The sequence below is a fragment of the Pseudorhodoferax aquiterrae genome, from assembly GCF_014652235.1.
GTDB lineage: Bacteria > Pseudomonadota > Gammaproteobacteria > Burkholderiales > Burkholderiaceae_C > Pseudorhodoferax > Pseudorhodoferax aquiterrae.
Map to the genome: position 1 here is coordinate 1 of NZ_BMYK01000049.1, position 22,716 is coordinate 22,716.

At 68.2% G+C, this 22,716-nt stretch carries 25 protein-coding genes and 1 pseudogene; 19 read left to right on the top strand and 7 right to left on the bottom strand.

Features of this window, described 5'->3' with window-relative positions; translation table 11 throughout:
* The 11 genes from IE209_RS32475 to IE209_RS32520 all read left to right on the top strand — a co-directional run.
* On the top strand, nt 1–1,408 hold a 1,408-nt coding region (locus IE209_RS32475), incomplete at its 5' end, for a cbb3-type cytochrome c oxidase subunit I (RefSeq protein WP_189690998.1).
* Nucleotides 1,405–1,710 carry a hypothetical protein gene (locus IE209_RS32480; RefSeq protein WP_189690999.1) on the top strand — a complete coding sequence of 102 codons (306 nt, stop codon included), beginning with the start codon at nt 1,405–1,407 and terminating at the stop codon, nt 1,708–1,710. The genes IE209_RS32475 and IE209_RS32480, both read left to right, overlap by 4 nt.
* 213 nt (nt 1,711–1,923) lie before the next feature.
* The gene (locus IE209_RS32485) at nt 1,924–4,233 is read left to right on the top strand and encodes an FdhF/YdeP family oxidoreductase (protein WP_189691000.1); all 2,310 of its coding nucleotides are present in this window, start codon (nt 1,924–1,926) and stop codon (nt 4,231–4,233) included.
* A gap of 14 nt (nt 4,234–4,247) precedes the next feature.
* Nucleotides 4,248–5,351 carry a catalase family protein gene (locus IE209_RS32490; protein WP_189691001.1) on the top strand — a complete coding sequence of 368 codons (1,104 nt, stop codon included), beginning with the start codon at nt 4,248–4,250 and terminating at the stop codon, nt 5,349–5,351.
* Between the two features lie 367 nt (nt 5,352–5,718).
* Nucleotides 5,719–6,042, top strand: a complete 324-nt coding sequence (locus IE209_RS32495) for a hypothetical protein (protein WP_189691002.1) — start codon at nt 5,719–5,721, stop codon at nt 6,040–6,042.
* An 8-nt stretch (nt 6,043–6,050) separates the two neighbouring features.
* On the top strand, nt 6,051–6,620 hold the full coding sequence (locus IE209_RS34090; protein ID WP_229883169.1) for an acyl-CoA dehydrogenase family protein: 570 nt from the start codon (nt 6,051–6,053) through the stop codon (nt 6,618–6,620).
* 132 nt (nt 6,621–6,752) lie between these two features.
* Nucleotides 6,753–7,049 (top strand): hypothetical protein, encoded by a 297-nt coding sequence (locus tag IE209_RS34095; protein ID WP_229883170.1) that lies wholly within the window; start codon nt 6,753–6,755, stop codon nt 7,047–7,049.
* The gene (locus IE209_RS32505; protein ID WP_189691003.1) at nt 7,037–7,789 is read left to right on the top strand and encodes a PIG-L deacetylase family protein; all 753 of its coding nucleotides are present in this window, start codon (nt 7,037–7,039) and stop codon (nt 7,787–7,789) included. Before IE209_RS34095 ends, IE209_RS32505 begins: the two co-directional genes overlap by 13 nt.
* Entirely contained in the window at nt 7,786–8,394 is a 609-nt protein-coding gene (locus IE209_RS32510) for a class I SAM-dependent methyltransferase (RefSeq protein ID WP_189691004.1), read from the top strand. Before IE209_RS32505 ends, IE209_RS32510 begins: the two co-directional genes overlap by 4 nt.
* Entirely contained in the window at nt 8,391–9,107 is a 717-nt protein-coding gene (locus IE209_RS32515) for a glycosyltransferase family 2 protein (protein ID WP_189691005.1), read from the top strand. Before IE209_RS32510 ends, IE209_RS32515 begins: the two co-directional genes overlap by 4 nt.
* 102 nt (nt 9,108–9,209) lie before the next feature.
* A complete protein-coding gene (locus IE209_RS32520) occupies nt 9,210–9,521 on the top strand; it encodes a hypothetical protein (RefSeq protein WP_229883171.1) in 312 nt (103 codons plus the stop codon).
* 236 nt (nt 9,522–9,757) lie between these two features.
* Here the strand turns inward: IE209_RS32520 and IE209_RS32525 are convergent, their stop codons facing one another.
* Complete coding sequence (locus tag IE209_RS32525; RefSeq protein WP_189691006.1) at nt 9,758–10,117, bottom strand: hypothetical protein; 360 nt, start codon at nt 10,115–10,117, stop codon at nt 9,758–9,760.
* Nucleotides 10,118–10,320: 203 nt separating this feature from the next.
* On the opposite strand from IE209_RS32525, the gene IE209_RS32530 reads away from it, so the two are divergent.
* From IE209_RS32530 to IE209_RS32555, 6 genes are all read left to right on the top strand, one after another.
* The gene (locus tag IE209_RS32530; RefSeq protein ID WP_189691007.1) at nt 10,321–11,802 is read left to right on the top strand and encodes an iron-containing redox enzyme family protein; all 1,482 of its coding nucleotides are present in this window, start codon (nt 10,321–10,323) and stop codon (nt 11,800–11,802) included.
* A gap of 96 nt (nt 11,803–11,898) precedes the next feature.
* Nucleotides 11,899–12,489, top strand: coding sequence for a (2Fe-2S)-binding protein (locus tag IE209_RS32535; RefSeq protein ID WP_189691008.1), 591 nt, complete (start codon nt 11,899–11,901; stop codon nt 12,487–12,489).
* Nucleotides 12,486–13,511 carry an FAD binding domain-containing protein gene (locus tag IE209_RS32540; protein ID WP_189691009.1) on the top strand — a complete coding sequence of 342 codons (1,026 nt, stop codon included), beginning with the start codon at nt 12,486–12,488 and terminating at the stop codon, nt 13,509–13,511. Before IE209_RS32535 ends, IE209_RS32540 begins: the two co-directional genes overlap by 4 nt.
* Nucleotides 13,508–15,853 (top strand): xanthine dehydrogenase family protein molybdopterin-binding subunit, encoded by a 2,346-nt coding sequence (locus IE209_RS32545; RefSeq protein ID WP_189691010.1) that lies wholly within the window; start codon nt 13,508–13,510, stop codon nt 15,851–15,853. Before IE209_RS32540 ends, IE209_RS32545 begins: the two co-directional genes overlap by 4 nt.
* 10 nt (nt 15,854–15,863) lie before the next feature.
* Entirely contained in the window at nt 15,864–16,637 is a 774-nt protein-coding gene (locus IE209_RS32550) for a DUF2243 domain-containing protein (RefSeq protein ID WP_189691011.1), read from the top strand.
* A gap of 809 nt (nt 16,638–17,446) precedes the next feature.
* The gene (locus tag IE209_RS32555; protein WP_189691012.1) at nt 17,447–17,689 is read left to right on the top strand and encodes a DUF3606 domain-containing protein; all 243 of its coding nucleotides are present in this window, start codon (nt 17,447–17,449) and stop codon (nt 17,687–17,689) included.
* Nucleotides 17,690–18,235: 546 nt separating this feature from the next.
* On the opposite strand, the gene IE209_RS32560 is transcribed toward IE209_RS32555, so the two are convergent.
* Nucleotides 18,236–18,385 carry a hypothetical protein gene (locus IE209_RS32560; protein ID WP_189691013.1) on the bottom strand — a complete coding sequence of 50 codons (150 nt, stop codon included), beginning with the start codon at nt 18,383–18,385 and terminating at the stop codon, nt 18,236–18,238.
* 403 nt (nt 18,386–18,788) lie between these two features.
* Here IE209_RS32560 and IE209_RS32565 point away from each other — a divergent pair, with 403 nt between their 5' ends.
* Nucleotides 18,789–19,538, top strand: coding sequence for a hypothetical protein (locus IE209_RS32565; protein ID WP_189691014.1), 750 nt, complete (start codon nt 18,789–18,791; stop codon nt 19,536–19,538).
* A gap of 372 nt (nt 19,539–19,910) precedes the next feature.
* Here IE209_RS32565 and IE209_RS32570 read toward each other — a convergent pair whose 3' ends face one another.
* The 3 genes from IE209_RS32570 to IE209_RS32580 all read right to left on the bottom strand — a co-directional run bounded on the left by IE209_RS32570 (nt 19,911) and on the right by IE209_RS32580 (nt 20,854).
* On the bottom strand, nt 19,911–20,108 hold the full coding sequence (locus IE209_RS32570; RefSeq protein ID WP_189691015.1) for a hypothetical protein: 198 nt from the start codon (nt 20,106–20,108) through the stop codon (nt 19,911–19,913).
* Nucleotides 20,109–20,116: 8 nt separating this feature from the next.
* Complete coding sequence (locus IE209_RS32575) at nt 20,117–20,380, bottom strand: hypothetical protein (RefSeq protein ID WP_189691016.1); 264 nt, start codon at nt 20,378–20,380, stop codon at nt 20,117–20,119.
* A 171-nt stretch (nt 20,381–20,551) separates the two neighbouring features.
* Entirely contained in the window at nt 20,552–20,854 is a 303-nt protein-coding gene (locus tag IE209_RS32580; protein ID WP_189691017.1) for a hypothetical protein, read from the bottom strand.
* Nucleotides 20,855–20,996: 142 nt separating this feature from the next.
* On the opposite strand from IE209_RS32580, the gene IE209_RS32585 reads away from it, so the two are divergent.
* Complete coding sequence (locus IE209_RS32585; RefSeq protein WP_189691018.1) at nt 20,997–21,788, top strand: hypothetical protein; 792 nt, start codon at nt 20,997–20,999, stop codon at nt 21,786–21,788.
* 107 nt (nt 21,789–21,895) lie between these two features.
* On the opposite strand, the gene IE209_RS32590 is transcribed toward IE209_RS32585, so the two are convergent.
* Nucleotides 21,896–22,525 carry a DNA polymerase Y family protein gene (locus IE209_RS32590; protein WP_373305467.1) on the bottom strand — a complete coding sequence of 210 codons (630 nt, stop codon included), beginning with the start codon at nt 22,523–22,525 and terminating at the stop codon, nt 21,896–21,898.
* 12 nt (nt 22,526–22,537) lie between these two features.
* Nucleotides 22,538–22,654 (bottom strand): annotated as a pseudogene (locus IE209_RS34480) (Y-family DNA polymerase); the annotation flags it as partial.
* Nucleotides 22,655–22,716 lie beyond the last annotated feature (62 nt).

Sequence of the window (22,716 nt, forward strand, 5' to 3'; positions counted from 1 at the left end):
CCTGATCTTCGTGATGGGCGGGCTGACCGGCGTGATGGTGGGCATGGTGGCATTCGACGGCCAGGCGCACGACACATATTTCGTGGTCGCGCATTTCCACTACGTGCTGATCGGCGGCATGGTATTCCCGCTCTTTGCCGGCTTCTACTACTGGACGCCGATGCTCACCGGTCGGCAGCTCTCCGAGAGGATTGGCCGCTGGGTTTTCTGGCTGCACTTCGTGGGCGTGCACGTGTGCTTCCTGCCGATGCACTTGACTGGCCTGATGGGCATGCCGCGGCGTGTGGATACCTACCTGCCCGAGCGGCTGTGGGGCCTGCCCAATCTGATCTCGACTGTCGGCGCATTCATCATCGCCGCCGGCGTGCTGCTGTTCGTCATCGATGCCGTGCGCTGCTTCAGCCGCGGAACCGGAGGTAGCGCGCGCAACGTCTTCAACGGCGGCACGCTGGAGTGGCTGTCCGCGGGCAACTATGCAGTGCGTTCGATTCCGGTGATCAACCACCTCGAGCCGCTGTGGGCCGACCCCCAGCTCGGCAAGGACGTGGAAGCGGGCCGATACTTCCTGCCGAACACCGCCACCGGCCATCGTGAGACGCTGATCACCAGCACCTCGCGCGCAGAGCCCCAGTACCTGCAGATCATGCCGGGACCTTCGTGGTGGCCATTCCTCGCGGCGCTTTTCACGGCCGGGTTCTTCCTGCTGCTGACGGTGAAGGCGCTGGTACTGTGCGCGGCCTGCGGCGTACTCGCGATCGCGAGTCTAATGCGCTGGATGTGGGACAGTGACCGCCACCTCGCGCAGCAGCAGGCGGACGTCGGAGCGGGCATCAAGCTGCCGACGTACTTCGCGGGACCGCAGTCGCACGCCTGGTGGGCTGCGGTGCTGCTCGACATCGTGCTCGGAATGATCTTCCTGATGGCGATGTTCAGCTACCTGTACCTGGCCGGCTCCCATCCCGACTGGTGGCGCGTCTCGGCACCGCGGGGCGGGCTGGTCGGTGGCCTGGCTTTGCTGGCGACGGCGGCCGCGCTGGCGTGGGCGGCAAGGCCGGCGCTGGCGCGCCTGCGGTACGGCCCCGGCATCAGTGCTGCGCTGATGGCGCTGAGCGCCTGCTGCCTGGTTGCCGCGCTGGCCGTGGATGTGCACGACTGGTGGAGCGCTGGCCTGCGCGGCGATGCCAGCGCGCAAGGCGCAGCGATCTTTGTCATGCTGGCCTGGCACGGCGTGATCGTCGCTGCGGTGCTCCTCTGCGCCATCTACTACGTCGCCCGCTGGATGCGCGGCTTGGCGCCGGGACCCGCCAACAAGACACTGGAAGCTCTGCGCCTGCTGTTCATCTACACCGCGTTCGAAGGAAGCGCCGCGTTGCTGCTGCCGCGCTTCGTGCCGTGGGGCGGGGCATGATCATCAGCCGACCGCCAAGCTGGCAGCCCGTGCTGAGTTCGCTATCGATCTGGTTTGTCCACTTCATCGGCTGCTGGGCTGTTTCCGAGTTCTCGCCTCATCGCTGGTGGAACCATGTGATGGCCTGGGTGTTCACCATCGTCGCGCTCGCAGCAGTGGGTGTTCTCCACTGGCGCCTCGAGCGCACCGATGCGAGGGGAGACCTCGCTCGCTGGAAGCGACGCTTTGCTCGTGGAGCGACCGCGATCGCGGTGGTCGCGATGCTCTTCACGGCATGGCCTTCGGTTGTGCTTTTGCCGTGAATTGCACCGAGGCATGCGGTAAGACGGAAATCCATCGGCGAAGACCTGCAGCTGTTCGACGCCGCCCCGAGCCGCCAGGGGGGAAAGGCACAGCGTGTTGCGCCATGACGGCGGACAGGCGCGCGCATCGTTCTCCTACTCCGAGGGGTTGGTCCGGCCGACGTGCTGCTCGCGCTGGGCCACGCACAGTGCATGGATTCTTCAGGAGCCGCGATGCAGCCCGCTACACCCGATCACCCGGAACCCCTGCAAGCTTATGGCCAGCCAGCGGGCGGTTGGGGCTCCATCAAGGCCGTCGCACTCAGCGTGGTGCGCGAGGGCGCACCGCTGGCCACGGCCAAGGCCTTGCGCCAGCAGAACAAGCCGGGCGGTTTCGCCTGCGTGAGCTGCGCCTGGGCCAAGCCGGCCCAGCCGCATCTGGCCGAGTTCTGCGAAAACGGCGCCAAGGCGACGGCCTGGGAACTGACGGACAAGCGCCTGGGCCCGGACTTCTTCGCGGGCCACACGCTGGCCGCGCTGCGCGGCTTCAGCGACCATGCGCTGGAAGCCGGCGGCCGGCTCACCCACCCCATGCGCTACGACGCCGCGAGCGACCGCTACCTGGCGGTCGGCTGGGACGAGGCCTTCGCGGCCATCGGTGCCGAACTGCGCGCGCTGCGCGCAGACGATCCGCAATCCGTGGTCTTCTACGCCTCGGGCCGGGCCTCGCTGGAGACCAGCTACCTGTACCAGCTGCTGGCGCGGCTGTACGGCAACAACAACCTGCCCGACAGCTCCAACATGTGCCACGAGAGCACCTCGGTGGCCTTGCCGCAGACCATCGGCGTGCCGGTGGGCACGGTGGCGCTGGAGGATTTCGCGCAGACCGAGGCGATCTTCTTCTTCGGCCAAAACGTGGGCGTGAGCAGCCCGCGCATGCTGCACCAACTGCAGGAGGCGCGCTCGCGTGGCGTGCCCATCGTGACCTTCAACCCGCTCAAGGAGGTCGGTCTCCTGCACTTCGCCAATCCGCAGTCTCCGCGCGAGATGCTGACGCCGGCCGAGACCATCATCAGCACCCAGTACCTGCAGGTGCGCAACGGCGGCGACATCGCGGCGCTGACCGGCCTGTGCAAGTGGCTGGTCGAGGCCGACGATGCGGCCCAGGCCGCGGCCGCGCCGCGCATCCTGGACGCCGCCTTCATCGCCGAGCACACGCAGGGTTTCGACGCCTTTGCAGAGCAGCTGCGCGCCGCGCGCTGGGAGGACATCGAGGCGCACAGCGGGCTGGCGCGTGCTGCGCTGGAGCAGGCCGCCGCCACCTACGCCGTGGCGGGTGCCGTGCTGGGTGTCTACGGCATGGGCCTCACGCAGCACCGCCAGGGCGTGGCGAACGTGCAGATGCTCAGCAACCTGCTGCTGCTGCGCGGCAACATCGGCAAGCCCGGCGCCGGCATCTGCCCCGTGCGCGGCCACTCCAATGTGCAGGGCCAGCGCACGGTGGGCATCACCGAGAAGCCCGAACTCGCGCCGCTGGACCGGCTCGCGCAGATCTACCGCTTCGAGCCGCCGCGCACGCCGGGCCGCAACACGGTGGCCACCTGCGAGGGCGTGCTCGACGGGGCGGTGCGCGGCTTCGTCGGCCTGGGCGGCAACTTCCTGCGTGCCGCGCCCGACACCGAACGGCTGGAGGCGGCCTGGGGCCGGCTGCAGCTCACGGTGCACGTGGCCACGCGGCTCAACCGCAGCCACCTCGTGCCCGGCCGCGCGGCCTGGCTGCTGCCCTGCCTGGGCCGCATCGAGATCGACCGCCAGGGCAGCGGCCCGCAGACCGTCACGGTGGAGGATTCCACGGGCTGCTTCCACGCGTCGGACGGCGTGGCCGAGCCCGCCGACCCGGGCCTGCGTTCGGAGCTGGCCATCGTCGCCGCGCTGGCCCAGGCCACGCTGGAGCCGCGTGCCGAAGTGCCCTGGGCCCGGTGGACGCACGACTACGCCAGCGTGCGCGACGCGATCGAAGCCACCTGGCCGGACGTGTTCAAGGACTTCAACGCACGCCTGCGCGAACCCGGTGGCGTCCCCAAACCCAACCCCGCGCGCGAGCGGATCTGGAAGACCGAAAGCGGCAAGGCGTGCTTCGTCCTGCCACCTGCGCCCGCGTCCGAGCACGCGCCCGATGTACTGCGCCTCATGACGCTGCGCAGCGACGACCAGTTCAACACCACCATCTACAGCCTGGACGACCGCTTCCGCAACGTCTGGGGCACGCGCATGGTGCTGCTCATGCACCCGGACGACATGGCCGTGCGCGGCCTGGCCGAGGGCGACGCGGTGCTGGTGCACGGTGTCGCCGACGACGGCCACCCGCGCCGCCTGCCCGGGCTGCGCGCACTGCCCTACGACCTGCCGGCCGGCTCTGTCGCTGGCTACTTCCCCGAATGCAACCCACTCGTCCCGCTCGGCCACCATGCCGAGGGCAGCCAGGTGCCGGCCGCCAAGTGCATCCCCGTGCGTGTGGAACGCCTTGAGCGCGCCACCCCATGAACCCAGGAGAAGCCATGCCCACGACCACGCCCGATGCCGCGCGCGCACCGTTCGCGCCCCTGCCATGGGTGCCCGATTGCGAGCGGCTAGAGGACGACGAGGCCGAGACCGCGCGCGAACTCATGGAGACCATGGGCCGCATCGCCGAGACCGTGGCGCGCGACGAAGGCCATGCCTTTCGCAGCGTGCACGCCAAGAGCCACGGCCTGCTGCACGGCCGCCTGCACGTGCCGGCCTTGCCGCCGGTGCTGGCCCAGGGCGCGTTCGCCACGCCGGGCGAGCATGCGGCCATCCTGCGCCTGTCGAGTTCGCCGGGCGACCTGCTGGACGACAGCGTTTCCACGCCGCGCGGGCTGGCACTCAAGATCCTGGATGTGGCAGGCGAACGGCTGGACGCCGCGGACGGCGCCGCCACGCAGGACTTCCTGATGGTCAACGGCCCGGTGTTCGCGGCGCCCGATGCGAAGAAGTTTCTGAAGAACCTCAAGCTGCTGGCTGCCACCACGGACAAGGCCCCCAACGCCAAGAAGCTGCTGTCGGCCGCTCTGCGTGGCCTGGAGAGCCTGGTGGAAAAGGCTGGCGGCGAGAGCGCCACGCTCAAGGCCCTGGGCGGGCACCCGGCCACGCACCCGCTGGGCGAGACCTACTACACGCAGGTGCCGCTGCGCTACGGGCCGTCCATGGCCAAGCTGTCGCTGGCGCCTGTCTCTCCCGAACTGCTGGCGCTCAAGGATGCGCCCGTGGACCTGGGCGCCGGGCCGAATGCGCTGCGCGACGCGGTGGTCGCGCACTTCGCTGCGTTCGGCGGCACCTGGGAATTGCGCGTGCAGCTGTGCATGGACCTGGGCAGCATGCCGATCGAGGACGCCTCGGTGCGCTGGCCCGAGGACCTGTCGCCCTTTGTTCCGGTGGCCCGCCTCGTGGTGCCGGCGCAGGACGCTTGGCACTGCGGCACGCCGGCCGAGGAAGACCGTCTCGCGTTCAGTCCCTGGCGCGGCATCGTGGCGCACCGGCCGCTGGGCTCCATCATGCGCGTGCGTCGCCAGGCCTACGCCATGGCCGCAGCTGTCCGTTGCACGCGCAATGGCGTGCAGCAGGGCGAGTCGATGCGCTCCTGAGATGCCCACGCTCGGCGGCAGCCCGGTAAGCGCGGTGGTGGTGGATGTGACAGGACGCGGCTATAGAACAAAGCAAAGTCGACCGCGAGAGTGGCCAAGTATGTGCGGATAAGGGGCGCTTCTTCCCGCGCGGCCCAATGAAGGCGCGGTTGTCGCGGTATCACTTTGCAGGTGAATATGCAGACGCTGCGTTGTCTTGCGCGCAGTGCGTCCGCGCCTGGGTGCTGTGCTGACAGGGGGACCCGCCCGATGACGACGCCACGGCCGTGGGCGCAACTGAACACTGGTTCCAACCCGTTGCGACGGGCCATCCGGATCGCACCGCGCCGCGGCTGCGTGCCCATCTCTCCACCAGTACAGGAACAACATGGAAACCCAAGCCATCCAGCAAGCCATCGGCGCCATCGAACAGGCCACCGACCAAGCCGTCGAACAACTCAAGAAGGGCCAGGCCGACGCAGCGGTCAAGAACGCGGTGAACGACCTGCACCAGCAGGCCCGCACCAAGCGCGCGCTGACCGACGCCAAGGCGCTGGTCCAGGCCGCCATGGAGATCGAGCAGGCGGCCGACAAGGCCATAGCAGCCTGCCGCGCCGCCGGCCAGGTTGACCCCGCCCTGCAGCAGGCCGTCAAGGACGCGCACCAGAAGGCCTCGCAGCTCAAGCACCAGGTGCAGGGCACCCCGACCTGACACCGCGCGTGCCGCAAGAACCCGTGTGGCCCGGCCTGCCGGCGGAACCCGGCCAGGCCGTGCGCGCCCGGGTCGAGGCGGGGCAGGACCGCCTGCCGCTGCCCGGCAGCGGCCGCACGCTGCCGCGCTCGCAGGCGCTGGCCCGTGTGGCAGCGCACGATCTCCTGCTCGCCAAACTCTTCGAGGGGCACACCGACGCGCTGGCGAACCTCGCCGAACTCGCCGAACTCGAAATACCCGCCGCGCGCGGCACCTGGGCGACCTGGTGCGCCGAACCGCCCGATGCGCGCCTGCACTGTTCCGAGCCCGACGCCGACGGCTGCTTACGGCAGACGGGCCGCAAGGCCTGGTGCTCCGGCGCCGCCGGGGTGGACCACGCCGTGGTAAGCTGCTGGAACCCCGCAGGCAAGCCCTGCCTGGCGGCCGTGGCGCTGGACCAGGGCGGCGTGCGCATCACGGTCGACGGCTGGCAGGCGACCGGCATGGCCGCCACGCGCAGCGTGGACGTGCATTTCGACCAGGCCCACGCGCGTGCCGTCGGCACGCCGGGCAGCTATGTGCAGCGGCCCGGCTTCTGACAGGGTGGCGCCGGCATCGCGGCCTGCTGGTGGGGCGGCGCCGCGGGCATCGCGCACCGTGCCCAGGCCGCGCTGGCCGCGCGCGGCGAACGCGCGGAGGCGCACCAGCACGCCCACCTGGGCCACGTCGATGTGGCCCTGCAGGCCGGCGCGGCCCTGCTGCGCGCCGCGGCCGCCTGGATCGACGCCTACCCTCGGCAGGACGCCCGGCGCTGGGCCCTGCGGGTGCGCCTGGCCGTCGAGCGCGATGCGCTGGCGGTGCTGCACCACGCCGGCCGCGCCCTCGGCGCCGGCCCGCTGTGCCAGGACGCGGCCCTGGGCCGCGCCATGGCCGACCTGCCCATCTTCCTGCGCCAGAGCCATGCCGAACGAGACCTCGCGGCGCTGGGCCAGACCCTCCTGACGGAAAACCTGCCATGGACACTGTGAGCGAACGCCGGATCGAAGGCGAGGGCACGGCCGAGGCCGACTGGCGCACCTGGCTGCACGGCCAGCCGCTGGCCCGTGTGCAGGCTGCGCAGCCGGTGTCGCCGCTGCAGCGCGCCGTCGTCGTCGCGCCGCATCCGGACGACGAGGTGCTCATGGTCGGTGGCCTGCTGGCCGCGCTGGCCCAGCTGCAGGGCCGCACCGTCGTGGTCGCCGTGACCGACGGCGAGGCCAGCCATGCCGGCTCGCGCCGCTGGACGCCCGCGGCCCTGGCGCGGCGGCGCAGCGAAGAGACCGACACGGCCCTGGGCCTGCTAGGCGTGCGCGCCGGCATTCTGCGGCTCGGCCTGGGAGACGGCCAGGTGGCGGCCCGGGCCGGCCGGCTGGCGCGGCGCCTGCAGGCCCTGTTGACGCCCGACGACGTGGTGTTCACGACTTGGGCGTTCGACGGCCATCCCGACCACGAGGCCTGCGCGCGTGCCGCGCGTGCGGCGCCGCCGTGCGCGGCGCCCGCCTGTATGAGGTCCGGTCTGGGGCTGGCACTGGGCCCCGGCCGGCACGCCGCGCATGCCCTGGGACCGCGCCCGGCTGCTGGCGCTGCCGGCCGAGCTGCTGGCGCGCAAGCGCGCGGCCGTGCAGGCCTTTCGCTCGCGATGGCACCGCGACCCCGATCGCCCGCACACGCCGGTGCTGCGGCCGCGACCGCGCGCGTGCAGCGGCCCTTCGAGCTGCTGTTCGCATGACGCCCGCCAACGCGCTGCATGCGCACTTCGAACAGCTCTACGAAGCCGACCCCGACCCCTACGACCTGCGCACGCGCTGGTACGAGGAGCGCAAGCGCGCCCTGGTGCTGGCGAGCCTGCCGCGCCGGCGCTTTCGTCATTGCTACGAGCCGGGCTGCGGCAACGGCGAGCTGACGGCCCAGCTGGCCACGCGCTGCGACGCGGTGCTGGCCGCCGACTTCTCGGGGCAGGTGTTGCGCGCGGCGAGTGCGCGCACCGCGCTGCTGCCCCAGGTGCGGGTGGCGCAGCATGTGCTGCCGAACCAGTGGCCGCTGGCCGAGCGCTTCGACCTCATCGTGCTCAGCGAGCTGCTGTACTTCCTGCCCCTCGACGCGGTGCGCACCGTGGCGCGCCACTGCGCGCGCAGCCTGGCCGACGACGGCGTGCTGCTGGCGTGCGACTGGCGGCCGGACTTCGCGGGCCGGGCCTGCGACACCGCCGCTGTGCATGCCGAACTCGGCGGTCTGGAGCTGCACCAGCTGCTCGCGCACGAGGAGGAAGACTTCAGTCTCAAGCTTTGGACACGCGATGCGCGTTCGGTTGCCCGGCGCGAGGTCATCCGGTGATCGGCGTGGTGATCCCGGCGCACGACGAGGCCGCCCACATCGGGGCGGCCGTGGCCGCCGCACGGGCCGCCGCCGCGCACCCGGCCCTGGTCGGCGAGCCCGTGCAGATCCTAGTGGTGGCCGATGCCTGCCGCGACGACACCGCGGCGCTGGCGCAGGCCGGCGGTGCGCAGACGCTGGCCCTGTGCGCGCGCAATGTCGGCATCGCGCGGCACGCGGGCGCCCGGCAGCTGCTGGCCGCCGGCGCGCGCTGGCTCGCGTTCACCGACGCCGACTCGACCGTGGCCGAGGACTGGCTGGCGGCCCAGCTCGCGCTGCAGTGCGAGGCCGTGTGCGGCTGTGTCTGGGTGGCGGACTGGCAGGCCCATGGCGAGCGCGCCGGCCTTGTGGCCCAGGCCTTTGCAGCGCACTACCGCCCGGTCGACGGGCACCGCCACATCCACGGCGCCAACCTGGGCCTGTCCGCCGCGGCCTACCAGCGCGCGGGCGGCTTCCAGGCGCTGGCGACGAGCGAGGATGTGGCCCTGGTGCGGGCGCTGGAGACCGCCGGCATCGCCGTGGCCTACAGCGCGCAGCCCCGGGTCTGGACCAGTGCACGTACCGACCACCGCGCGCCGCTGGGCTTCGGCGATGCGCTGCGGCGCCTGTCCGATGCCTTGCAGCTGCCCTGCCATGGCGATGGCGGCGCGGGCCTGGGCGAGGCCGCGGCTTGATGGGTTGGTGGGGGCAGCGCTCAGATCCAGTACCCGGGCTGCGGACCGACGCGTGCAACCGATGCGGTCCACAGTCAATGGAATGCGGCCTTCCCTACAAGCATGACAGCGCCGAAGCAGGGCGGCAACGCACCCCTGCAGGCCCGGCCGGGCCACCACGAAAGGAACGACGACATGGCGAACCCCAACGGCATGAACATCCGCAACAAGCACAAGGAGCCGCCCGAGGTCGACGAGGCCGAACGCAAGATCGGCGGTCTGCTCGAAGAGCTCGAGGACAGCACGGACACCGAGGTCAAGGATGTGGACCTGGAGGAGGTCGTGGACACGGATGCGAACGGTGGACCGGTGGTGAAGAAGTCGGTGGACATCCAGGTCGAGAATCGGCCCGTCAAGAAAGGCTGGACGCGCTGAGCGACCGTGAAGCACCCTGCGCTGCTGGTGATGCCCGGATGAGACGACGGCGGCCGGCAGCAGTTCGCCGCGCTGGGCGCGCTGCTGGCGCCCAATGTGCTGTCTGTAACGGCTCAGCGCCAGGCGATGGGCAACGCGGCCACCTAGACGCTGTGGCTCCTTATGCGCTGACCGGCACGGTGATCCGGGTTGCACGGCTGCGGCGGATGAGTATCGGCCTCGAGCCCGTAGCGCGATCAGAAGCCAGGTGTGATTCGCGTCTCCAATGGTTCGCCCGGTGTGGCTTGTGCCCCACCTCGAATGCCCGAATCGCCTGGGCGGGCCGAATTCGCGCCAGCCCAGCGGCGCAGGCCATCGCGACCGGAGGCGGCCCGCAACAACAGCGCGCCGGCGACCATCGCATGCAGCACGGCGCCCACGCGGCTTGGCGCCCGCAGCGCACACAAGGCAAAGGCCCCGGCGCCGAGCAGCGTTGCCGTGTGTTCGTGCGGCGCACTGTCGCGCGCGTCGTCGTACGCGATGGCCTCCCGCACTTGCTGGCGAAGGGAGCCGCCGCCGCTGGCGCGCCCAGCGGTGTCATGAAAACCGTCTGCCATGGGATATCTCTCCTTCAAAAAGACAGCCACATTCGGTGGCCGGTAGGCTGGCCGGCGCACTACATGCGCGCGTCCTTCCGTCGGAGAGTGTGCCGTCCTGCTCCGCGCGGCGATGGTCCTTGCGCGTGCGCCGGGCCTTTTCCCACGTGGCTTCGTGGTGGTGACCGCGCGCCGTGAAGACCAGGCAGTGACATCGTCTGGCCATGGACCACGACAACACCAGCCTTCAGAACCATCCCGCCGGTCTCGCGTCCCCAAGATGCGCGAGTACGACACGGCAGGCCTACCCCTGTTCCGACGACCGCTATCCGGCCAGCATCGGCAGTGCGATCGCGCGTGAACCGGCCGCCTCCTTCCGCGCGGTCTATGAGGAACTGACCAGCCGCGACACACCTCGTCTGCAGGCCCAACGACGCGCACTGGCGCTGCTGCGCGACGCGCTCGACGCCGTGGCTGGCACGACCGATGACCTGCCGGCGGACCCGCAAGGCCTGGACGACTGGATGGCCGCATCGGCCAAAAAGGCAACCAGGGCCTACCAGGACTACCTGGCGCAGCGCCGCGCCGGCGGGCCACGCCGGTTCTTCGCGAGCCGCGCCCACGCACTGTACTTTCTGCAGGCTGTGGCGCCGACCAAGCTGGTCGATGGCTCGTGGCTGTTCGGCTGCCTGCGCCATGCGCGCGATCCGCGCATGGCGGGGCTGGCGCAGACCTACCTCGAAGAACTGGGCAATGGCGACGAGACCAAGAACCACGTGCTGCTGTACCGCCAGCTGCTGCAGTCCCACGGGTTGAACGAGGGCGCGCATCTGGCAGACGACCACTTCGAGCAGGGCGCCGTGCAGCTGGCGCTGGGCCACACGACTGAGCAGATGCTGCCCGAGGTCATCGGCTTCAACCTCGGCTACGAACAGTTGCCGCTGCACCTGCTGATCACCGCCTACGAGTTGAACGAGCTCGGCCTGGATCCCTATTACTTCACGCTGCACGTCACGGTGGACAATGCCGACAGCGGGCATGCGTGCAAGGCGGTGGACGCGGTGGCATTGAACGCGTCGCGCTTTCCGGACGCAGGGCGCTACTGGGAGCGGGTGCGGCGCGGCTACCGCCTGAACGACCTGGGCCTGGGCACGACCAGCATCATCAGCGGCTTCGACATCGGCACCGAGGTGCTGCGCATCTTCACAGCCAAGGCCGTGGCGGGCGCCGGCGCGCACTCGGACTACTGCCGCATCGAAGGGCGCACCGTCAACCAGTGGCTGGGCGATCCGGCGCTGATCGGGGAGTTCCAGCAGGCCCTGGTGCGCAAGGGCTGGATCGTGCCCGAAAGCGATCCTGGCCAGAGCCGGTTCTGGCGGCCGCTGGTCGGTGACCGGGCCGAGATGTTTGGCGTGTTCAGCGACTACGAACTGCAGGTCATCTTCGACTGGATCCGCGGCCCGCAGGCTGCAGCGGACGGGCACCGCTACGACGCGCCGTGGCCGGCGCCAAGGCCGACCAGGACGCCGACATTCCGGGCAGCGCAGCGGCTGCAGGAAGCGCGCAAGGCGCGCGCCGGCGATTCGGACACCGGCGGATCCGACGCGGATGGCCAGGCGTTGCTGGCACCCGGCGCGCATTGGACGCCGCAGGGCCTGGAGGCCACACGGAGCTTCGTGGCGGGCATCCGCGGTGCGCAGGCATAGGACGCGCAGACCCTCTTGACGGCGCACAGTCCGACGGCTGTGTCCGCGTCCGGCCCGAAGAATGGGCGCATCCCCTCTTCCAACCGATATCGCCCCATGGCCCCAGCAGTCTCCACGGCTCCCGAATTTCCGGATGCGGCTTCGCCTGCATCACCAACCGCCACACCGCAGGTGGCGGTGCAGCTGCAGATCAACGGCCACATGCATGCCATCACGGTGGCGCCGTGGGTCAGTTTGCTCGACCTGCTGCGGGACGAGCTTCGTCTGACCGGCACCAAAAAGGGCTGCGACCACGGCCAGTGCGGTGCCTGCACCGTGCTAGTGGACGGCCAGCGCATGCTGGCCTGCCTGTCCCTGGCCGTGATGCGCGACGGTTGCGACATCATCACCGTGGAAGGCTTGGCGCAGGGCGACGCGCTGCATCCGCTGCAGCAGGCCTTCATGCGGCATGACGCCTTCCAGTGCGGCTACTGCACGCCTGGTCAGCTGTGCTCGGCCGTCGGACTGATCAACGAGGGTCATGCGACAAACCTCGACGAGGTGCGTGAGCTGATGAGCGGCAACCTGTGCCGCTGCGGCGCCTATGTCCAGATCGCCCGGGCGGTCGCGGAGGTCGCATTGGGCAGCGCGGACGCGCTCGGGGAGCGCGCCACCCGGCCGATCGTCACCGGCACGGTGCCGGCATGAATGCATTCGACTACCGCGTGGCCGGCAACGCCGACATTGCCATGGCCAGCCTGGGCGGCGGGGCAAAAGTCATCGCCGGCGGTACCAACCTGCTGGACCTGATGAAGGAGAACCTTCTTGCGCCGGACCGTCTGATCGACATCAACCGCGTGCCCTGGGGTGGCATCGAGGCGCTGCCGGACGGCAGCGTGCGGCTGGGCGCACTGGCGCGCAACGCCGCGACGGCCTATCACCCCCTGGTGCGCGACACGCTGCCTCTGCTGTCCAGCGCCATCCTCGCTGGTGCTTCCCCGCAGATCCGCAACATGGCCAGCAACGGGGGCAACCTGTTGCAGCGCACGCGCTGCTACTACTTCTACGACGCGGGCGTGCCCTGTAACAAGCGCCAACCTGGGTCGGGCTGCCCGGCCATCGGCGGCCTGGCGCGCCAGCACGCCATTTTGGGCGCCAGCAGCCACTGCATTGCCACGCACCCTTCGGACATGTGCGTCGCCCTTGCCGCGCTCGAGGCCCAGGTGCATGTGCGGTCGACGGCCGGGCCCCGTGCGGTTCCGTTTGCCGCCTTCCATCGGCTGCCTGGCGAGGCGCCGGAGCGAGACACCACGCTGGGCGATGACGAGCTCATCGAGTCCATCGTGGTGCCGCCGTCTGCGCAGTACGCGCAGCACTCGGCCTACCTCAAGCTGCGCGAGCGCCAGTCCTATGCGTTCGCGCTGGTCTCGGTGGCTGCCATGCTGGACATGGACAGCGCAGGCCGCGTGCGCAGTGCGCGTGTGGCGCTTGGCGGCGTGGCGCACAAGCCTTGGCGCGATCCGCAGGCCGAGGACCTGCTGGCGGGACAGGCCCCGGAGCGCGCGGCGTTCGAGCGCGTGGCCACGCAGCTGCTACAGGGCGCGCAACCGCAAGGCAGGGGACCAGGCAGCAATGCCTTCAAGCTGCCGATGGCGCACCGCGCCGTCGTGCGCGCGCTGGAGACGGCGCGGGATGGCACCGTGCGCAATACCGGGGAGAACCTGCGATGAGCGCGCTGCCGATCAACGTGCAGCCGGTCGCCGAACCCGGCACGGGCTACGTGCGCAAGGGCGATGGCGTGCCCCGGGTGGACGGCCGCGTCAAGGTCACGGGCCAGGCCCGCTACGCCGCCGAACATGGGGCGCCCGACATGGTGTTCGGCGTCGTCGTCAGCAGCACCATCGCCAAAGGCCGCATTCTGGCATTGCACCTGGACGCGGCGCTGGCCGTACCCGGCGTCGTCCAGATCCTGTCGCATCTGAACCGTCCGCGCATGCGCAAGCTCGACCTGTTCTACAAGGACATGACGGCGCCGGCCGGCTCGCCGTTCAAACCTTTTCACAGCGATGGCATCCTGTACAGCGGGCAGCCCGTGGCCCTGGTGCTGGCCGACACCTTCGAGGCCGCCCGCTATGCCGCCGCGCTGGTGCAGGTGGACTACGCCCAGGAACCGCACGAGACCCACCTGCTGTCGCACATGGAGCGCAGCCACAAGCCGAGCCGATTGAAGGCCGGGTTCTCTCCGCCGCCGAACGAGACCGGCGACGCGCAGGCCGCGTTCGACGCTGCACCGGTGCAGGTGGACGCTGAGTTCTACGCGGGGGCGGAGCATCACAACCCGATGGAGATGCACGCGACGACCGTGCTCTGGGGACCCGACGGGCACATGACCGTCTACGACAAGAGCCAGAGTTCCCAGAACAGCCGTTGGATGGCTTCCCACGTGTTCGGCATCTCCAAGCGCAAGCTGACGGTCCGCAATCCGTTCGTGGGCGGTGCCTTCGGCTCTGGTTTGCGGCCCCAGTACAACCTAATCCTGGCCATGATGGCGGCGCTGGACCTCAAACGCTCCGTGCGGGTGGTGTTGACGCGGCAGCAGATGTTCACCTTCGGCCACCGGCCCGAGACCTGGCAACGCGTGCAACTGGCCGCTCGCGCGGACGGCACGCTGGCAGCTGTCCTGCACCAGGCCATCGCCGAGACCTCGCGGCTGGAGGACTACGTGGAGGTGGTCGTCAACTGGTCCGGTCAGCTGTACCGCTGCGACAACGTGAAGCTGGACTACCGGCTCGTGGCGCTGGACCACTACAGCCCGATCGACATGCGCGCGCCGGGTGCGGCCCACGGCGTCCATGCGCTGGAGGTGGCGATGGATGAACTGGCCCATGCGGCAGGCATCGACCCGCTGGCGCTGCGCCTGCACAACTACGCTGAACGTGACCCGCAGACGGACATGCCGTATTCGACCAAGGAACTGCGCGCCTGCTACGAGCAGGGCGCCGAGCGCTTTGGATGGAGCCGCCGCCCAACGGCGCCCAGGTCCATGCGCGAAGGCCCTGAATTGATCGGCTGGGGCATGGCCACGGGCCAGTGGGATGCCATGCAGATGTTCGCCCGCGCTCATGCCGTGCTGCATGCCGATGGCCGGCTCGTCGTGAGCAGTGCGGCCTCCGACATTGGCACAGGAACTTACACGGTCATGGCGCAGATCGCCGCCGACGCGCTGGGCCTGCGCCTGGAAGACGTGGTGTTCCGCCTGGGCGACTCGACGCTTCCAGTTGCACCGATCGAGGGCGGATCCTCGCACGTCACGACGGTAGGGTCTGCGGTGGAGGGGGCGTGCGAGAAGCTGCAACGCAAGCTGTTCGCGCTCGCGCGCGCACTGCCCGACTCGCCGTTCGCCCATGCGCGCCTGTCCGACGTGCAGTTCGCCGAAGGCCACCTCGTCCTGCGCAATGCGACGGTGCCGACAGCGCTGTCGCTCCAGCGCCTCATGGCGCAGGCGGGTGTGCACCGCATCGAAGCCAAGCATCTGCTGCTGCCGAACCTGCTCAAGCAGAAGCGCTACGTACGCGCGACCCATTCCGCTGTTTTCTGCGAGGTGCGCGTGGACGAGGACTTCGGCACCGTGCGCGTGACACGCGTGGTCAGCGCCATTGCAGCCGGCCAGATCATGAATGCCCAGCTGGCACGCAGCCAGATCATGGGCGGCGTGGTTTGGGGCATCAGCCAGGCCCTGCACGAGGAGAGCCATGTCGACCACAGCCTGGGCCGCTTCATGAACCACAGCCTGGCCGAGTACCATGTGGCCGTGCAGGCCGACGTGCACGACATCGACGTGCTGTTCGTCGAAGAGGACGACCGCATTGTGAGCCGGCTCGGCGCCAAGGGCGTGGGCGAGATCGGCATGGTCGGCGTGGCCGCTGCGGTGGCCAATGCGATCTTTCATGCGACCGGGCGGCGCATCCGCTCCACGCCCATGACCCCTGACAAGGTCATGGCGCCGGGCATGGGCTGGGCTGCAGGCGACAGCGCCGTCGGCATCGGCCCGGGCGCTGGCGGTACAACCTAAGGCTGACGCCGTGGATGCCTCTGCACGAGGACAGGGCCGGGCCGCCGTGCTGCTCGGCGTGGCGCTCGGCGGGTTCTTCGACGGGATATTGCTGCACCAGATCCTGCAGTGGCACCACCTGCTCAGCGATGTCGAGGCGGCAGCTGTGCGCGACCTGCGCGTGCAGTTGCTGGCCGATGGGCTGTTCCACCTGCTCATGTACCTGATCGCCGCGCTGGCCCTCTGGAAGCTGTGGTACCACCGGATCGCGCTGCAGCGCCGCGCCGCCGCGACAACGCTGGGCGGCGGGGTGTTGCAGGGCTTCGGGCTGTGGCATGTGCTGGATGCCATCCTCTCGCACTGGCTCACCGGCATCCACCGCGTCAAGGGCGACGCGGCAGAACCTCTGCTGTGGGATCTGGCGTGGTTTGCCGTGCTCGGCGTGCTGCCGATGGTGCTGGGGATTTGGGTCCGACGGAAGGCGCCGCCGACTTCTGGACTTGGGGCGCACCATGCGGCGGCGGGTCTGGCCGCGCTCGTGGTGGCTGCTGGCGCTGCGTCGGCCCTGGGTCCGCCAGATGGCGCTCCCTCTGTGGTCGTGTTCGGGCCGGGGACGAGTGCACCGGCTGCCTTCAATGCGCTTGCACAGGCTGACGCCCGTGTACTGTGGGCAGACCGGACCGGCAGCGTGTGGATCGTCCAGCGTTCGGTAGACGAAGCGCCGATGGCACTGTGGCGTGGCGGCGCCTTGCTGGTTGGCGGCTCGTGGTCCGGTTGGGGGTGCGCTAACTGGACGATGCGTTAAGGGTTTGCGTCGGAGGCCAGTAGCGATTTCGCTGCGCACCCACAGGGGATGGTGATCGGGGTCCCCGGGTGTGGCAGGTTGAATCGACCCGGTTTCAGTAGACACCTTCGAGCCTAAAACCTGAGGCCCAATAGGAGGTGTCATGACGAGCGAGCAACCATACCCTGAAGATGGCAGGAACTGCGCAACAAGACAGCCGTCGCGCTCATGTTAGGTGCAGAGCTTACGCCCGGCGAGGTGCGGGCGGCGCAGCTCGCCGACGTCCCTGACGGCCCAAAGCGGATGTGGGAGCAGCTGCCGACTGTTCCCTTCCCCGAAGCTGAGATTACGGTCAACCTGGCTTTAACAGGCCTCGATACTGCGTGCCGGCCAATCACAACGACCTCGTTTGCTCGAATCGCTTGACCGAATGTGCGCTTGAACTTGGCGGGGGAAATGGCCGGGCCGGCCACGTGCTTTCCCGTGCGGTATCGCTCCACGCCCCTGCTTGAGACGAGGAATTCGATACGCTTGCGCCAGCTCGAGGTGGGGAGATCCTTGGCAAGGTCCGAGTTGAGGGACCGCAACCCGTCATCGAGTTGCCGCGTGGCCGAGATCGCAAGTGCATCGTGAGAGGTCGGCAGGCCAGTCAACCTTTAGAGAGACCATCTCCGATGCCTGCCCCCAGGGAGCGGGACAGGGTCACGTTTGATGCCAGACCGTCACGCCCGGCCTCACCAAGCTTGGCCCACGTCACCATGTGGCTCAGGCTTACACGGATCAAGAATGGCGCGCAGGAGCATCGGCGAACCAACAGGAAGGGATGGATCATGGGAAATCAAGACAGCAATTTTGCACCGACCGAGACCGGGCCCGAGCGCATCGATATCGGTGCCGACCAGGCGCTGCAAACTTGGGCGAAGCGCCTGAACGTCAGCCCCGACCAGATCCGCGATGCAGTCGAGAAGGTGGGCGACCTCGCCAGCGACGTGGAGTTGCATCTGAAAGGCAGCCGGAGTACGACGAACGACGACCGGGTAGAGGCCGCCGACGTTCGGGGGACTACGACGTGAGCAAGGCTCGACTCCGCTTGCTCGTCGCGACGGCGGCACTTTTCACCCTAACGGCGTGCCAGCGCAATGAGGCTCCGACGCCAGGAGTAGCGGGAAACACGGCGAACGCGCCGGCTGCCGCAGCCAGTACGCCACCGGCCACGCCAACGGCTGGGGACGCGCAAGTCGGCCGAGGAAAGAGCCCTGATGACGCGGCGATAGTACAAGGAGCAACCGGTCAGGCCGGCGCGGCACCTGCGCCAACGACCAGCCCCACGCCCGAGACAGGCCTGCCAGCCGTACCGCCAGCATCAGCTCCAGGAACAGACGTGCCGGTCCCGCCTGCAACGGTTTCGCCAGCAAGCAAATAGCCAAGGCCCCCGGCTGTCCTCGCGGGCCATGGGCAACGCAGTGAACCGCGCGCGGGTGATCTTTCGGAATGGTTGCTCCGTTGATCGCCGCGGGCGTTGCTGTTGCAGCAGTCAATGTCACGGGTTGTCGGGCGTTTGGCAGTGTCGGCGGCAGACGCCACAGCCCATCACGCTGTAGGCAAGGGATCATGCTCGGTCAGCTGCCTTTCACCTCCGGCTCTTCAATGGCGTGCGCCATCCAGCGCGCCCGAGCGCGTATCGAAATAACGGACGCTGAAGCCAGCGCGTGCAGCAACTCCGGGCAAAGCACGCCCTTGGCTTCCATCATGAAGGCCGCATCGTTCATCGCACGCCTCTCAGAGGCCTCGACTATCGCGCACGCGATCTGCATTCCCCTACTTGTCCATTGCCATCCCCTTTGGAGTCAGGGCAGTTTGAACGCCAACTAGGCTGCGCAGTACCTCCGATATTTGGTAGGTTGCCAGCACCAGGCCGACGTGCTAGCGGGCGGGCGTCAAATTCGATGTTTGGTCAGGCTACGAGTCGATCTTCATCCGCAGCACCATGAAATGGGGCGCGGGCGACGAGGCAGTGCCTGAGCGCGAGTCTGTAAGCGGATCGTTCGGCATGGTTCAGCACTGGACCAAGGCAGCCGTTACCTAGGCTGCGCTGGTTGCTGCCAGGCGCACCTAAAGCTCGCGCGTAGCGTGAGGCCGGCAATCCGTGCAAGCCTTCGATAGACTGGTGCAATGCAGACCCCCTCCGCTCACCTGCTGGCCATCGTGGAGGTGGAACAGTCCGCGCGTGTGCGGTGCCAAGAGCCTGGGTGCCGGCATTCCGTCTACAAGGCAGTACATGTGGTGCAAGACGGCGCGAGCTGCATTGCGCTGGGATCAACTTGCTTCGCTAGGCGCTACGGCAGCCTGAGCGCGCTCGGCAATCCAACCTACGGTTCGGGATTTGGCCGCAAGCTCACGGACGAGGAACGAGCTCTCCTGGAGCACAACACACAGGTGCTGCTCGCACGATTCGCGGCGGAGAAGGCTGCCCGGGAAGAACACATGAAGGAGCGGCTCCGAGAGCTTAAAGGCCTTGCGTCTCAGGCCAGGAGCGGGAACGGGAACGGCAGCCATATAGCGCCAGGGCGCGAACTAACGATGACAGCGGCAGCTCAGCTGCCGGGAATGATCCCCGCCAAGCCTGGCCCATGGCCCTGGATGAAGCCGATGACCTCCATGGCGTATTTCAAGCTCAAGGACGGGTCAGGGTGGGTGCGAGTCCAACGCCGCGACGGCCAGCAAATGCTCGCACCACTGCCCGAGTTCGATGGTTGGGATGAAGCTCTACCTGCGTCCGTCGGGGTACCTAGCATCGAACATGCCGCCTACTTGGTGTCCGACACCGTCCGCGCAATCGCCTACCTTCGCGAACGCTCGGCACACGAGTGTGTCAGTGGCGTGTTCGCCGAGATCGAGGCTGCGGCAAAGGCGAAACCGTAGGGCGCTCAAGTCTGGCAGTGCCTGCAAGCCCAATGCCGTAGATGTGTCATCGCACGAAGAATTCGGCCAGCACAACATACAGTCGCTTCGTGACGTCTTCGCCGATGTCGCTGCATAAGGCCCGCAACCTTGCTCCCTGGCGGTCGGCGTGCTCGGGCTCACAGCGATGCTGGATGCGACGCAGGTGTGCATCGCGACACCGCGCCGTTTGGTTGCGCAGGGAACAGGCGAACAGGACGCGTCGGTCTCCGCAGCGTGAGCAGGGCCTGGCTGGAACGAACATCTGCACTCTTGAAGCTGCGGGCCTCGCGCTGGCCGTACTAGGCGACCGATCGGCTCGCCCCCATCGACCACCATCAGCAAAGCCGCTGTTCAGTCGCGCGGCGTTTGCCGCAGCTGGGCCAGCACGGCGATCTCTCGTCGCAACTCGTCAAGATGCCGAGCGGCCTCCCGGTGCAGCTCGGTCGCACGGCCAGGCAGTGGCTCGCCAGAAGGCATGCAGCCCGATTCCGCGGCGTCGCGCAGGATGTTGACGGCAACCTGCAAGGCGGTGTCGAGGTCAATGTCCATCGTTGAACTCACTGGCGGAGCATGAAAGCCGCCGCCACCAACAGCGCGCCGGCGCCGAGCCAGCAGACCGCGTACAGCCCGTAAGGAGGCGGCTTTACTTGTGCAAGAAGCTCCGCGAGCTGCCGATCCTGAAAGCGAATGTTGCGGCTACGGTTCACTGCGGCACGAGTCCAAGCGTGTTCGAGGCCCTCGACAAAGCAGCCCGCCGCGCAGAGCAAGGTCAGCGGGAAAGCCCACCACAGGACCGACGATAGGGTTTCGACTTCTTGCATGGGCAGGCCTCGAGTGAAGGGTGCCGGCGCCCCGTTGAAGCTCGCGCAGGCAACACATTGTCGTCTTGCTCACCAGGCAAAAGCTCGATGTCGCCCGAGGAGGGACATCATGGCGGGCCGCACCATGGCCGATCGCGTCCGCCCGAGCTGGTGCAGGGTGACCCCACGCATTCAGCTCTTGGCCAACTCGTTCAGGTCATGCAGGCCGTCACCGGCCCAGCGTCGGAACTCTTGGACCTTGCGGCGACTTTCGGCGAAGCGTTCCTTGTCCGCCTCGACAGGCTCCATTGGGGCAAGCAATGCGTCGTAGTGCCTCCCCGTTTCCAGCAGCCCGGTCAGGATCTCCCGCCGCTTGGCGATGAAGTGCAGCTTGAGGAGATCGGAGATGGGGATCTTCATGTCTACCGTCGCGCGCCAGAGCTCGATCTGGGTCTCGAGCTCCTCCGTGTTCAGGGTTACCGTGATCGAGGCCATGTGTCGATTCTCGCGCGCGAAATTGCTACAGGACAGGCGGGCTCAGCGTCCACTCGCACAGAAGGCGATAGGATTTCGGCTTGCCAGAAGAAGCATTCGGACCAGCTGGCCATTTCACGTGAGGTCCGCAGCCAGCAGAACCATGATCGAAACAGAGAAATTGAAGAGGCAGCGCGATGCGCGGCTTGCAGCAGAAGCATTGTTTGAGCCGATTGCTTCCCCGCTCCCACCCCAGACAGCCGCAACGACCGTGGTCACGATCCGGCACCGCCGGGCGTCACCCAGTGCTGCCGAGCACGTTGCAGCAGCCTCTTCCGACGAGCCGACCGCGGTGGCCGCGAGGCCGGCCCGGATTCATCTCGTCGCTGCGGAACCCGCAGCCACGACCACAGACACAGCCGCGGTGACCGAACCGAAGGTCACTCCGCTAGAGGCAGCACCTCCAGAAGCCAAATCGACCGACGTCCAACCGGTAGAGGCACCGGCGAGCATTACTGAGCCAACGGTGCTCGCAAACGAGCCCGTCGCCGCTCCCGCCGCCGATCCGGTGGCGGCGCCGATACCGCCCAAGCCGCGCAAGACGCGGCGGCGCGCCACGGCCTCGGTCGCCTTGAAACCACAACCAGCCGAGAAGAGCATGACGGGTCCCGTGGCCATCGCACCGCGAAGCACCGCTCCAAAGCGTCAGAAGTTGAACACCACGGCGCCGCAAGACCGTGCGCCTTCAGTGCAGCACCTGCCAGCTACGAGCGGCTTTGATGCCTACGCATGGCCGGTTTATCCGAAGCTCATCGCCCAGATCGAGGAGCTCAAACGCAAGGCGCAGGTTGTGCGAGAACGTGAGTCTGCGCAGGCACTCGAGTGGATTAAGGGCGCAATCCGGCAGTACGGTCTTTCCGCGCAGGACCTGGGCTTACACCGAGGCCAACGCTAGTCCGGAGCGGCCTTCTTGTCGGAGAAGATGCCCTTGTTCACCTGGTTCAGCATCGTGTAGCCTCACGCTCCTTCAGGTTCGATGAGGGGTGTGGGGATACAGCGACCTCAATCGAATTTCAGCTCGAACTGCGCAGGATCTTCTGCCTCTTGCACAGCAGCGGGGCGGCCAAGGCTTCCAGCCTTGATGCCGAGCAACCGAATTGTGCGCACCATGTCGATCCGTTTGATGCAGCTGCTGGCCGCTTTGCGCAGGCTGCGGGCGTCGCCGATGGCCGAAGGCAAAGTCACGTCGCGGGTCACCGTCTTGAAGTCGTCGAAGCGCAGTTTCACGCCGATCTTCTTGGAGACGTAGCCCTTGCGTGCCAGGTCCGCCGCCACCTGGTCGCAAAGGGCTTTGAACGCGGTGCCCAGTTCTTCGCGGTCGCGCACCGCGTGCAGATTGCGCTCGAACGTGGTCTCGCGGCTCATCGAGACGGGCTCGCTGTACGTGACCACGGGGCGGTCATCGAGCCCGTGTGAGACCCGGTACAGCCATGCGCCGTAACTGCGGCCGAAATTTTCGATGAGCCAAGGCTCGTTGCGCTCGGCCAAGTCGCCGATGGTGGCGATCCCGAAGGATGCGAGCCGCTCGTTGGCCTTCGGACCGATGCCGTTGATCTTGGCCGCTGCCATGGGCCAGACCCTGCGCGGCAGATCGTCCATGGTCAGGATCGTGAAGCCGTCGGGCTTCTGCATCTCCGACGACAGCTTGGCAAGCAGCTTGTTGGGCGCAAGACCGACCGAGCAGGTGAGACCTCCTGTCGCCTCGACCACCGCCGTCTTCAGCCGCCGGGCAATGGTTTCGGAGTCGTCTTCCAGCATCGAGACGTCGCAGTAGGGGTCTCCTCGTTTTCAGTGCAATAAGTGACGGTACGAAAAGCTAGCAC